We start from the raw sequence: 11,974 nt of genomic DNA on the forward strand, positions 1-11,974 counted from the left end.
TTGGGCGCGTAGCTCAGGTGGTTAGAGCGCACGCCTGATAAGCGTGAGGTCGGTGGTTCGAGTCCACTCGTGCCCATAGTGTTTAGTCCATTACTAGAGAATTGAAATATTATCTTTTCACTAAGAGGACACGGGTTTGTTCCCGTATAAACTATTTTGGAGGATTACCCAAGTCCGGCTGAAGGGAACGGTCTTGAAAACCGTCAGGCGTGTAAAAGCGTGCGTGGGTTCGAATCCCACATCCTCCTTTTCATTAACGCGGGATGGAGCAGCTCGGTAGCTCGTCGGGCTCATAACCCGAAGGTCGTAGGTTCAAATCCTGCTCCCGCAATAAGGCTCGGTAGCTCAGTTGGTAGAGCAATGGATTGAAGCTCCATGTGTCGGCGGTTCGATTCCGTCTCGCGCCATTTATATATTATATTTTGGAAGGGTAGCGAAGAGGCTAAACGCGGCGGACTGTAAATCCGCTCCTTCGGGTTCGGGGGTTCGAATCCCTCCCCTTCCATTTTACGGGCATAGTTTAAAGGTAGAACTAAGGTCTCCAAAACCTTCAGTGTGGGTTCAATTCCTACTGCCCGTGTTAATAGAATTATGGCGGGTGTGGTGAAGTGGTTAACACACCAGATTGTGGCTCTGGCATGCGTGGGTTCGATCCCCATCACTCGCCTATTTTATATTATTGGGGTATAGCCAAGCGGTAAGGCAAGGGACTTTGACTCCCTCATGCGTTGGTTCGAATCCAGCTACCCCAGTTACTATTTGCCGGCGTGGCGGAATTGGCAGACGCGCTGGACTCAAAATCCAGTGTCCGCAAGGACGTGCCGGTTCGACCCCGGCCGCCGGTATAGTAATAAAGACAAGGTTTTCGAGCCTTGTTTTTTTATTTTCTCAATTGATTTTTGTTTCAAAGTTACTTAAAATTACTAATTTATATTTTTTCTTGTTTCTCGACTAGACTAACTGTCACTATATCCTTATCTATTTTTATATTATTGTTAAAGATTCTTGAATCATTTTACAGAAAACTATACAATAGATTTATGACTAATCAAGGAGGAATGCTATGTCACAATATGATGAAGGATATTCAAAAGAATTAGTAGCACAAGCAAAAAAAGATATTAAAACATTAGTGAAAGAGAAATCAATACTTGTTAAAGTTGATTTTAGTAAACAAGACGATATTGATAAATTCTTTGCTGATGATGAGTTCCCTGAATATGTGGAGATAGTGTCAAATGTTTAGAAAATAAAGGGGAGATTTATGGTGATTTACACATTAGATGATATTGAGGCTAAGATTATTCCTATAGCTAAGCAATATAATATATCTAAAGTTTATCTTTTTGGTTCTTATGCAAGAGGGGAAGAAGATGAAAATAGTGATATAGATATTGCTTTAGAATTAGAAGACGTATCAAAATATATGGACGTTTATGGAAGTCTTTCGAGCATCTTTGGTGGTAATGTAGATATTCTATTGGTTAGTGATCTATTGTCACCTAGAACCAATATAGGAGCACTGGTAAAGAAGAGTTTCTTAAATGATAGGATTCTTTTATACCACAAATCGATTGTTTAAATTGTTAATTCTTTAATAATATAAAATTGTTTTTTGATTAATTTGTTGTTGAATATACTTTGGAATATTTACTTGGAGGATTATAATGGATTTTTCTATTTTTGCATCATGGATTGATTGGATTCTTAGAATTCTTCAAATTATCACATTTATTGGTGTTATTTTGAAAGTTACTTTTAACCAAAATTACTATTCTGATAACGTTTCATTAGAAAAAATTAAACTTGAGGATTTTGATTCTTTAAACAGTCGTTTTGAGTTTATTCATGAATACGATTATATTAAAGATGAACCACATGTAAATTACTTTTTACTTTATCCTAAGAATGTCGATATTAAAAAATTAGATTTTATTGATATTTCATATGGAAAGAACTGTAAGGAAATAGAGAAATTAAGGGATTCTAAAATAAATATTAGAAATCATACGTGTATTGTAATTAGTACTATTTTACCTGAAGGTGCTCCATTTTTTAAAGTGAAATGGGAAACGAGTACTGGGGAGATAGGTGAGTATGTTTTCAGGTACAATGGGTTTAATGGTAATTCAGATTCACCTTCTTATAAAACTAAATTAACGATTAAAAGAAAAATTTTGATGATATTGAGTTTGAAATAATCTTAAAAATTCGATAGATGTATAGAAATTGGAGGGAGCTATGGTAGAAAAATTAGATAATAATCCTCGTATGAGAGATATAACCGAGTATAATGAATTCACTCAGAATGCAATTAAGGAAAGTTTAGAAAAGTATAAAACGGAGGGAATAACTAAAAGTTTCGAAAGTATAGATAATTACTTTGAAAGAATGGTTCGTGAGAATACTAAGTAATCTTTTTTTGTAGAACTGAGTTATTTATATTTTTAATAAGAAAAAGAACAGCTTTTATTCTAGCTGTTCTTTTTAAAATAAATCATTTAGTTTATCTGCTAAATCTCGTTGCTTACTAGGATATAAGTGGGAGTATGTGTCAATAGTTGTAGTTATTGATGCGTGACCTAATCTTTCTTTGACAACTAGATAATCTTCACCTTGATTTATTAAGAGAGATGCGTGCGAATGTCTAAAATCATGTATTCTTATTTTTTTCAAACTATTATCTCTGGCAAGGATTTTTTTGTATTGTTTTTCAATTGAATTTTTTGTAAGACTAATTGGGCTGTTCTGAAATATTTGAAGCTCTTCGGTGTTATTTGTAAATACTTTTAATTTTTGTTTCTGTTCTGTTTTCCATTCTTCTAATGTCTTTATTAGTTTGTTATGAATAATGATTCTTCTAGTACCAGCTTTTGTCTTTGTACTACTAATATGTTCCTCACCATTATTAACGTATACTGACTTAATTACATGAATTGTACTTGTGGGAAATTCTATGTCCCTCCACGTAAGTGCAAGTGCTTCTCCTAGTCTCAGTCCAGTGAAGAATATACTGTAAAAAGTAGTTCAACATTATATTCATCTTTCTCAAATAGAGAAAGGAAATGCTTAAATTCTTTCACAGTCCAAAAATTCATTTTTCTTTTTTCTATTGGTAGTTTTTTAAGTAGTCTAACAGGATTATCGTTATAATACCCTTTTCTTAATCCTACATCTAATATTTTTTTCAATAAAATCATTATTTTATTGATTGTGTTCGGATTCAAATACTTATCAGAGTTTTTGGCATTTTTTTCTCTTAAATCTTCTCGAAATTGATAGATATCTTCATAAGTGAGTTTTGAAACATCATAAACTTTTGAGAAGTAATCTTTTATATGCTTGTTGTAGTTATTTTCTTGTGTATCGATATAACTCTTTTTTCTATTATTTGTTTTATCTTCTTCTTTTAATAGCTTATAAAGAATATCTATTGTTACTTTTGAACCAAAGCTTTTTTCCTTTAGTTCTACACTTCTTAAATACTGTTCAGCTTCCAGAGCTTCCCTTTTCGTTTTAAAGCCTTTTCTAACTATTCTACGTTGTTTAAGCGTGACAGCATTAATACCATTCGAAACATCGACAATCCAAGAACCATCTTTATTTTTACGAATAGCCATATTCTATGCTTCTTTCTGCAGTTCCAGTCCTAGAAGTTCTTCTGCAATAGTTGCTGGAATAGTACCGATTCGTTTATTGTTATAGATAGAAAAGCCACGATTGACTAGTAGTACTTTCCCAGTATGTATAATTTTTCTTGCGGTACCAGGGCTGAATCCAAGTTCAATCAAATCATCTTTTGTTACGGTTTTAATCATTGGTTCTCCTTTGATAATTTTATAAATTTACTCCCCTAGCCATTGAATTATTTTTGCTTATTATTTACCAAATGAATAGCATCAGCCTTATAATACATCGTTTTGCTAATCATTGAAGCTCGAAGATTTTCAAATGTAACAGGTACTTCATCCATTGCTTGAATATAATCATTATCAACTAATGGTTCAGGATTGTCAACGGATACTTGTGTTGATTTCTTCTTAAATGGTCCATCTTTGATAGTAATATTATATTTCCAACCAACAATCTTTTGGGTATTAAATCGTCTTTCGCTTCCATCACTATTTTTGATAATCTCGCCATTTTCATCGGCTCTGACTTCTGTTTCAAATTTTGGAAGTACCTCATCCAATTCAAATTTCGTTCCGATGTTATCGAAATTCCAGTCATTTTGTGATAGCATTTTTGCCATGTTTAATTTCTCCTTTTTATGTTATCCTTAATTTTTGGTATTAAATCTTCTCTTTTGAAGAATATTACCCTTTCTATGAGTTGACTTGCTAACTCTGGAGGAAACTCCAAAGCTTCTAATTTTTCAAAGTTCTCTTTCTCTTGTTCAAATAGTAATCCATTTTCATAGAGAAACTTATATGCTCTTAGAATGGCTCCAGAACCTTTAAAGACAAACCAATCTAACTTTTTTTCTAGTTCTGTCTTTGTTTTTGAAATAGTAATAGTAACTGGAGTTGACGAACCTAAGAATTTTTCCCAAGACCTTAGAGGCTTTGAAAATTGACTATCAGTATAAAACTTCACTTTATCCTTTAGATATCCCTTTGTAAAGTTTAGAAGGTCTATTTCGCCCTTAAGCCATTCTTGAATGAAGTAGTGGGCTCTCTCTTTCCTAAGTTCTAACTCCGTTCTTATCCAATTTTCAATAAATCTCTTGCTGACACCGAGCTTAGATGCTCGTTCTAAGCATTTATCATATATTCTAAGTCTTTCATCATCATCATTAGGTTTTCTTAAATATAAGGTTTGTCCCGTTTTCTCATCTCCGTACGTAATGTAGTAGTTACTCTTACCATATAGGAAGCGGTTTTTTCTACAAATTTTAGAAAGTTGATTTGGAGTGAAGTAAGGAATTTCAATAAAATCGTCTATTGCGATATCAATTCTTCTTACTGAAAATGACTTATAATTGGAATATAGATTATCCAAGAAGTGACGTTCAGAAAGTCCCTTTGGGGTTAAAACCATATCTCGATAGAATTCTAATGCTTGTCCTGACATGACCAGCATGAAAGAATTTTCTTCATCACCATAGTAGATACGAATATTACCATAGTTTATCTGAGAGTCATATTCATAGTATTTAAGACTGCCCTTATCTATAATAAATAGCTCTGTATCAAGAAGTAAGATATCTTCAACTATCTCTTCCAGTGAAAAGTCGAATGTATTAAACTGGATCTGAATCCAGTCAAAAACAGAACGTAAATTCTCGTTTTTTGCCATAAATTTTGACTCAACTTTTTGCCTAATTTCACCACCTTAAAAACCGTGAAAAACCTTGATAATAATGCATTCTTTCGATAATACACCTGACTTGCAGAGGGTGGTGTTACTACACACCCTCACCAACCTTGAAAAAGCTCTTTGTTGTTCGTCTGCGCTTACAATTTGTTACGGTCTGCGGTAACATACTCGCTGACCGTAACAAACCTACTTGCCGAACTTCCTTCGAGCTTTTTCCCAAGCACCAAATGGAAGTAGTTCAAGTGTAGAGAGAATTTCTTCTTGCTCTTTTTCCAATCGTTGGAATTTTATTTGCAGTTTTTTATTACTAGAATACAAATTCTTAAAATTATCATTCAAGGTAATAAAATCTTCTTTAAGGGTTTCGAGTTGCTGAGTAAGGGTGTTTTCCTTATGTTTATGAATATCTCCATAAGTTTCCCTTATAGCATCTTTTAATGACATCTCGTTTTTCAAATAAGCAATCGTCCTGAAATCCTCAACATCATCGTCAGTGAAGTTATAAAAACTTACAAACTGCCTACTATTCCTTGCTTGAACTTTTTTAAACTCATGACCACTAATGTCCTTTATCAAGGTTATCCATTTTTTAGCAGTACTGACAGAGTTTAAACCGTCAACCGAGGAAACAAGTTTATTTATATCCATATTCCCCCGTTCTAACGAAAGTGTGGTATAATGGTCTTATAGAAATTTTGTTTAGTCTTTGATTTTGTCGTGATTATCAAAGACTTTTTAATACAATCATAGGCATTTACCTCCGATAAAATTTTTATTATTTAGAAATGTCGGTTTATCCGACATATTTATAATACACTCGTTTTTAGAAATTGTCAAGAAAAATGTCGCAATATTCGACATTTTAAATTAATTAGGAGAAAATATGAGCATTTTTGGAGATAATATAAAGAGATTAAGAAAGAATAAGGGGCTGAAACAACAAGAAATAGCCGAATTACTGGGTGTAAAACGAAATACATATAGTGACTGGGAAAATGGAAAGACGGAACCCAAACTGGAAAACGTTGTTAAACTAGCTCAAATTTTTAATACGACTACTGATGAGTTGTTAGGACAAACAATATATTCAAAAGTAAAATTAGTTAGATTTTTGGATGACTATGATGTAAGTGATATAAGAAATTGGTCGAAAGAAGAGAGAGATAGTTTTAAATTTGCCATTTTATTTGAAATAATGCAAAGAAATGATAAAATTGGTTTGCTAAACTTAAAAAATAATTTAATTGTAGAGCATAACTTAGATAAAATTGAACGAGAAGTAATTAACACTATTTTTAAAGAAGTGCAATTGGAGTTTCAAGATTTTCCAAATTAATATACAATTTAATTAAAATCTTTGATGAAGTTCAAGCTAGCTATAAATATGTAGAAAATAGTTTATAGGATACTGTAACTAAAAAATGGCCTTATCAAGAAGATAAGGCTATTTTTCTTTTACTCAACTTAATAGTTCACTAGAATTTAGTATCACTTATAAGAGTGTTTTAAAGTTGTATAGTACTCCAATTCATCATTGATTCTCATCACATAAAAAATGACAATCTGAAGTAACTCTAAATAATTTTGTAAATGTTCTTCTTCTTTTTTATATCCAAATTTACCATGAGAAAATTTATTTCTTATCTTTAAGCCGTTACCATATTTTTTATCATCCAAAATATAAGATAAATAATTACTTTCATATTCAGAAAAAAGATTATCTGAATATTCACAATACCCTTTCTTACAAAGGTCTTCTGCAATATCTAGTATCAATTTATCTTTATAGTATAGGCAATAAGTACCTGACTTCCATAATTTATTCAAAATGTTAATTTCTTGGAAATTTGTAAATTTTATTACATCATTTGATAGTTTTAAAATGTTCTTTTCTATTAGAATTTTTATTTGTTCTACCTGATAATCAGCAAAATCTGTAATCTTTATACCATCTATTATATGTTTAAAGAAGGTTTTGTTGTCATTTTTTGATGAAATGAAGCCAAGTAGACTCTGTTCAGAAAAAAGCGCAGAGAACAATACAGAATTATCAGGAGTGTTGTTCAATTTGATAAATTTTTTCTCATTGAATGATTTTAATGAAGCATAAGAGGAGGCTTTAGATTTAATCTCTAATAAATCTTGGTTGATTTCCCCATTTCTAACAAATAGTTCGTATTGGTCTAAGATACTATCCATTTCACAAATTATCGATTTTCCTCTTTCGTAATAAGAAGATTCTTTATTGGAAGCATGGAAATGAAAACCTTTTATATCTAACTCTGTTTCAAGGTAAATATTGAAATACCATTCTATTATCTCTTCGACATCAATTTCATTTTGTTTTAAGTAATCAAAATATGCCTGAAATAACAAATTGTGACAAAGTTTTAATTGAGGAAAATAGGAATCATAATGAGCATTTGATTTGTGAGAAAAGTAACGAGTGAAACTGAATGTTTCTTCATTCGCAACTAGCCAAGGCAATCCCGATTCATGATTAAAGAAGCCAAGTAAATAAATATAATTATTTAGTAATGTCGGAAAATCATGATGTTCATCTAGTATAATTTTATTTAAAAGAATACCATTCTTAATAGGCTCATATAATTTATCAGAATCTAAAGACTTGATACCAACTGATATAGAGTATTGGAACCCTTCATTAGTTTCAAAATGTTTTTCCCAAAATTTATCACTTTTTCTTTTAGCTAAAAGCTTAATCTCATCATCAAACTCATATTTGCTTAATTTTTTATACTCAACAATTGATTGTAAATAGTTGGGGTTAATACTATCTGTCTGACAATATTCTCTTGCTAGATTATTTATCTCTTCATTTGTGATACCTAATTTAATGTATAAACCATTAGAATCTGTGAATTTTCCTGATTGATGATTCAAGAAAAATTCTATATTTCTGGACAGAGAGAGAAAATTTTCTTTGATAACTTGCGGAAATAGGTCAATCAGTTTTGTAACATTTTTAAGATTTACTGTCTGGATATTATATTTTTTAATGTATGATTCAAACTGACTAACATCATCTTTATTAATTTTTCCTAAGAATAGTACTAACTCCCAGAATATGTCTTTATAAAAAATATCAATGCTATCATAGTCTATTTCAAAAATGGTAATTGGGAAATTCTTGGATATATCGTTATGAAATTTTGAAATTAGATGTTTGAATTTAGAAAATTCATTTTCTTTTTTAATTAATTTCAGGATTAAATAGGTTTCTATTAAATTATTAATTTCAGTTGAAGGTCTATAAGCTTCAATGTAGTTCAGAGCTATATCGTATTGATATGGCTCTATTACATTGTTAGAAGTATGAAATCTTTGGTTTGACATATACGTGGCATTCCTTTCTATTAATTAGGTCTTTATACCATCGACGATTTTTGTTAAATCATAATTTCCCATATCCGCTTTAGTATTATAATGATGAGCTTGTAGGATATAGTTACTTAATGTTAGTATACCATTAAATTATTTATTTATAAGATATTTTTAGTGTCAGAGAACATCAAATTGAGACTTCTCTTCGGTTACCAAAAAGTTACTAAAATTTGAAAAATTGCTCTATTTTGTGAAAACTAAAGACTTTAAAACCTTATTAAATCAAGGTTTTAAGTTGAAAAAATGTAGGAATTGAACTCAAAATTCCTTTCTTCAAAAAAGTATTTTTGATATACTATATTTAATTAGAATACAAAAAATTTTGGAGAGAAGGAGATACAAAAGGGTGGACAAACAAACCATTTTTTACTGCTATAGAATGACTCATGATTATGGTATCAATCCTTGTGTTTTTACAGAAAATTATGATACAACTCCCCATTTACTTACTGAAGGAGGGTGTATGCTTCAGTTAAGAAGGAATATCAAAAAGAACTGGGCTGATAAAATAAACTCGAAGTCTGTAGATGCTTACATAATGGCTGTAGCAGGGCATTCAAACGATGGAAAACAATGGAGAGATGAGCAAGGAATGTTTATCACTCCAAAATATAATCATCTAATTTTTGTTGCTAAAATTAGTGAAATTTTAACAATGAAAGAATATTTACTATCTCCAAAATCTAATAATAGAAGAGATGCTTATACTTATCAATGGCTGATTGAAAAGAATGGATTAAACCAATCTAGTTTTATGAATGAAGTAGTGATTCTTGCAGACCGTTTTAATTATTTTGGTAAGTCTCCACTTAAAATTCCTAAAGAAATTTTAGATTTTTTTCCGATGGGAGAGCGAGCAAGAATTAATGGGAAACCATTCCCAAGATGGAATGCAAAAAATGGATTTTATAATTCGGAAGAGAGATTTACTGATGTATTAGAATTAATGGAATTTGCTGAGACTATTCTTGGTTCACAAAACAAAGTAATGAATTTGCCTTATCACCCATTCTTTATACGAGGAAAAGAATTTTGAAAATAATTTTATCAAGAAAAGGATTTGATTCATCTAACGGTGGTATCCCGAGTCCTATACTACCTGATGGAACCCTACTTTCGTTACCAATACCTGCTAAATTTGATACTATATCTTTTGACGATTTAAACTATAATGGAGTATTATTTTCAGATATATTAAAACAATTAAAAGGGAAGGAAGATAAAACAAATCATTTTAATTGTCATCTTGACCCGGACATAAGAGAAAATATTAGGAATAATTCTGTCTCTAATTGGAAGCCAGCATTTGGCCAAATTAAAAGTTCTCAGGGAATATTACGAAATCATAATGTTTCTATCGGTGACCTTTTTCTATTTTTTGGATGGTTTAGACAAGCTGAAGGGGATATTTACAATGGAACATTGTGTTTTAAGAAAGATGCACCTGATTTAAATATCATTTATGGTTATTTGCAAATTGGTGACATGACGAATGATAAAGAATGTTTGCAGAATATGTACCCATTTCATCCTCATTCTTGCGACCATATGAGTAATTTGCAATCAAATATACTTTATATCCCAAGTGAAAACTTATCATTTTTACCTCAAGAAAAAGGATATGGAACTTTTAATTTTCATGATGACAGAGTATTAACAATGAATGGTAAATCAAGAAGTGTATGGAAAGAGATACCAGCGCTTATGCCTGAAAATATAAATGGGAATCATAAAAATTCTGCCAAAGATTGTGGTTTAAAATATTCTGGTATATGGCAAGAAAAAGTTTTGTTAGAAAATGAATTATCAAATTCTTGGGCTAAAGAGTTATTTATGTTAAAATAATAAAAAACACTTACTCTAAAAAAAGGAGAAAATAAAATGATTACATTAACTGTTGAAAAAGATTGGACTGGGAAATACACGTTTATAGTTTCGAATGGATTTGATAGTCAAAGTTTGACACCAGGAACAGTTGTTTCAGATTTTCAAATTGACCAAGCTAAGCAAAACATCAAGTATGCCGGAAGTATTGATGATGGTATTAGAGTAGTAAAAAATGCTTTAGGAATTATCTAAAAGAAAAATATTAGAGTCATTTATACAAAAACTAGACCTAATTTATGTCTAGTTTGTTAATATTCCATATACCTCAAATAAAAGTACAAGTGTCTTGAATACTTCTGGATGAATTTAACCTGTTGGGATATATCGTCTATTCTCTGATGATGCTCATAGAACGATAAGGTATGGAGTGTTACCTAAAAGTTACTGAAATTTGGGAAAAGAGTCTATTTTATAAAATTTAAAAGTCTTAAAACATTGTTAAATCAAGGATATAAGATTTAAAAAGTGTATTCATAGAACTCGATTACCAACGACAACAGCGAATTGTTGAGTGTGTAACTTTGCTCGTGAAATCCTAGAAATCTTTTGGCGAAAGTTTTTTAAGTCTTGAATTGTGCACCTAGTTTGACAATTCAGGACAAATGAATAACCATGTCGCCCTACTAACGTTGAGGAGAAATATTTATGCCTGATTTTGCTAAAATAGATAAAAAGTCTGTATATACTACGATCATTGGTTTGTTTCTAATGGCAGTATTGTCTTTGACAAAGATAATACCTGAACTTTCTTTGTCAGGTCTCACTGTACTGATTGGTATTCTCTTTTTCTTTGTTCTTGAACATTTTGATAAAAAATCACATATAGAATCAGGTTTGCGCTTTAAATCATTTTTCGATGATCTGAAAAAACAAGGGGTAATTCTTTTGGTCTTGCTTCCTGTAGGAACCGCTGCAGCAACTTTGCTTATCGGCGATATGATATTTGAGGAAATGGTCACTATCAGCAAAAGAGGGCTAGATGACTTGATTTATAAAAGTAAGGAATCTTGCTAAAAACTTGAATAACAAAAAGCATTGTTTTGTACAGACCCCAAAAAGTTAGACAATTAATTTATCCAAAGGATTTAGTTCTGTATTGCACAAGACTGAGTCCTTTTGCTATCTTTATAAGTTTTACATGATTTACTTGTGGTTTATCCTCATAATTTCCATAATGGCTATCGGTATTTTATCCCTTGGAGTAGTATCTGGTATGGGAGGAAAACTTACGTTTGGTTTCTTTGTTTTATCTTTTTTAGGTGTAGTTCTATTTAGTGTCTATATTTTTAGTATTCTAAAAGAGATAAAGGAATTAAAGCAAATAAAAGGTAAGTGAATAGATAGACGTAATCTAATTTGAATT

14 protein-coding genes, 9 tRNA genes and 1 pseudogene are annotated in these 11,974 nt (G+C 31.1%); 18 read left to right on the forward strand and 6 right to left on the reverse strand.

What is annotated here, in order from left to right; translation table 11 throughout:
* Positions 1 to 2 precede the first annotated feature (2 nt).
* From N8M09_RS09090 to N8M09_RS09150, 13 genes are all read left to right on the forward strand, one after another.
* Positions 3 to 76: transfer RNA gene (locus N8M09_RS09090), tRNA-Ile, on the forward strand.
* Between the two features lie 82 nt (positions 77 to 158).
* Positions 159 to 248, forward strand: a tRNA-Ser gene (locus N8M09_RS09095).
* A 9-nt stretch (positions 249 to 257) separates the two neighbouring features.
* A tRNA-Met gene (locus tag N8M09_RS09100) sits at positions 258 to 331 on the forward strand.
* Between the two features lie 3 nt (positions 332 to 334).
* Positions 335 to 407, forward strand: a tRNA-Phe gene (locus N8M09_RS09105).
* Between the two features lie 17 nt (positions 408 to 424).
* Positions 425 to 505 (forward strand) — tRNA-Tyr (locus N8M09_RS09110).
* A gap of 4 nt (positions 506 to 509) precedes the next feature.
* Positions 510 to 580: transfer RNA gene (locus N8M09_RS09115), tRNA-Trp, on the forward strand.
* A gap of 14 nt (positions 581 to 594) precedes the next feature.
* Positions 595 to 667, forward strand: a tRNA-His gene (locus N8M09_RS09120).
* Positions 668 to 680: 13 nt separating this feature from the next.
* Positions 681 to 752, forward strand: a tRNA-Gln gene (locus tag N8M09_RS09125).
* Between the two features lie 9 nt (positions 753 to 761).
* A tRNA-Leu gene (locus tag N8M09_RS09130) sits at positions 762 to 845 on the forward strand.
* Positions 846 to 1,063: 218 nt separating this feature from the next.
* A complete protein-coding gene (locus tag N8M09_RS09135; protein ID WP_261064949.1) occupies positions 1,064 to 1,246 on the forward strand; it encodes a hypothetical protein in 183 nt (60 codons plus the stop codon).
* 18 nt (positions 1,247 to 1,264) lie between these two features.
* Entirely contained in the window at positions 1,265 to 1,582 is a 318-nt protein-coding gene (locus N8M09_RS09140) for a nucleotidyltransferase family protein (protein ID WP_261064950.1), read from the forward strand.
* A gap of 85 nt (positions 1,583 to 1,667) precedes the next feature.
* A complete protein-coding gene (locus N8M09_RS09145) occupies positions 1,668 to 2,201 on the forward strand; it encodes a hypothetical protein (protein WP_261064951.1) in 534 nt (177 codons plus the stop codon).
* Between the two features lie 40 nt (positions 2,202 to 2,241).
* On the forward strand, positions 2,242 to 2,415 hold the full coding sequence (locus tag N8M09_RS09150; protein WP_261064952.1) for a hypothetical protein: 174 nt from the start codon (positions 2,242 to 2,244) through the stop codon (positions 2,413 to 2,415).
* A gap of 72 nt (positions 2,416 to 2,487) precedes the next feature.
* On the opposite strand, the pseudogene N8M09_RS09155 reads toward N8M09_RS09150, so the two are convergent.
* The 5 genes and pseudogenes from N8M09_RS09155 to N8M09_RS09175 all read right to left on the reverse strand — a co-directional run bounded on the left by N8M09_RS09155 (position 2,488) and on the right by N8M09_RS09175 (position 5,967).
* A pseudogene (locus N8M09_RS09155) lies at positions 2,488 to 3,620 on the reverse strand (tyrosine-type recombinase/integrase).
* Between the two features lie 3 nt (positions 3,621 to 3,623).
* Positions 3,624 to 3,818 (reverse strand): DUF3173 domain-containing protein, encoded by a 195-nt coding sequence (locus N8M09_RS09160; protein WP_153224482.1) that lies wholly within the window; start codon positions 3,816 to 3,818, stop codon positions 3,624 to 3,626.
* 47 nt (positions 3,819 to 3,865) lie between these two features.
* Positions 3,866 to 4,252: a hypothetical protein gene (locus tag N8M09_RS09165; protein ID WP_084919925.1), complete on the reverse strand. Its 387-nt coding sequence runs from the start codon at positions 4,250 to 4,252 to the stop codon at positions 3,866 to 3,868.
* A 2-nt stretch (positions 4,253 to 4,254) separates the two neighbouring features.
* Entirely contained in the window at positions 4,255 to 5,298 is a 1,044-nt protein-coding gene (locus N8M09_RS09170) for a replication initiation factor domain-containing protein (RefSeq protein ID WP_261064953.1), read from the reverse strand.
* A 207-nt stretch (positions 5,299 to 5,505) separates the two neighbouring features.
* Positions 5,506 to 5,967 carry a hypothetical protein gene (locus tag N8M09_RS09175; RefSeq protein WP_261064954.1) on the reverse strand — a complete coding sequence of 154 codons (462 nt, stop codon included), beginning with the start codon at positions 5,965 to 5,967 and terminating at the stop codon, positions 5,506 to 5,508.
* Between the two features lie 235 nt (positions 5,968 to 6,202).
* On the opposite strand from N8M09_RS09175, the gene N8M09_RS09180 reads away from it, so the two are divergent.
* Positions 6,203 to 6,655, forward strand: coding sequence for a helix-turn-helix domain-containing protein (locus N8M09_RS09180; RefSeq protein WP_261064955.1), 453 nt, complete (start codon positions 6,203 to 6,205; stop codon positions 6,653 to 6,655).
* Between the two features lie 152 nt (positions 6,656 to 6,807).
* Here the strand turns inward: N8M09_RS09180 and N8M09_RS09185 are convergent, their stop codons facing one another.
* Positions 6,808 to 8,676, reverse strand: a complete 1,869-nt coding sequence (locus N8M09_RS09185; RefSeq protein WP_261064956.1) for a hypothetical protein — start codon at positions 8,674 to 8,676, stop codon at positions 6,808 to 6,810.
* Positions 8,677 to 9,070: 394 nt separating this feature from the next.
* Here N8M09_RS09185 and N8M09_RS09190 point away from each other — a divergent pair, with 394 nt between their 5' ends.
* From N8M09_RS09190 to N8M09_RS09205, 4 genes are all read left to right on the forward strand, one after another.
* Positions 9,071 to 9,760, forward strand: coding sequence for a hypothetical protein (locus N8M09_RS09190; RefSeq protein WP_261064957.1), 690 nt, complete (start codon positions 9,071 to 9,073; stop codon positions 9,758 to 9,760).
* Positions 9,757 to 10,569: an Nmad3 family putative nucleotide modification protein gene (locus N8M09_RS09195; protein ID WP_261064958.1), complete on the forward strand. Its 813-nt coding sequence runs from the start codon at positions 9,757 to 9,759 to the stop codon at positions 10,567 to 10,569. Before N8M09_RS09190 ends, N8M09_RS09195 begins: the two co-directional genes overlap by 4 nt.
* Positions 10,570 to 10,605: 36 nt before the next feature.
* Complete coding sequence (locus N8M09_RS09200; RefSeq protein ID WP_261064959.1) at positions 10,606 to 10,803, forward strand: hypothetical protein; 198 nt, start codon at positions 10,606 to 10,608, stop codon at positions 10,801 to 10,803.
* 453 nt (positions 10,804 to 11,256) lie between these two features.
* Entirely contained in the window at positions 11,257 to 11,625 is a 369-nt protein-coding gene (locus N8M09_RS09205; protein WP_261064960.1) for a hypothetical protein, read from the forward strand.
* Positions 11,626 to 11,974: the final 349 nt, after the last annotated feature.

Origin of the sequence: Streptococcus mitis (assembly GCF_946190375.1) — a bacterium.
Classification (GTDB): Bacteria; Bacillota; Bacilli; order Lactobacillales; family Streptococcaceae; genus Streptococcus; species Streptococcus mitis_CJ.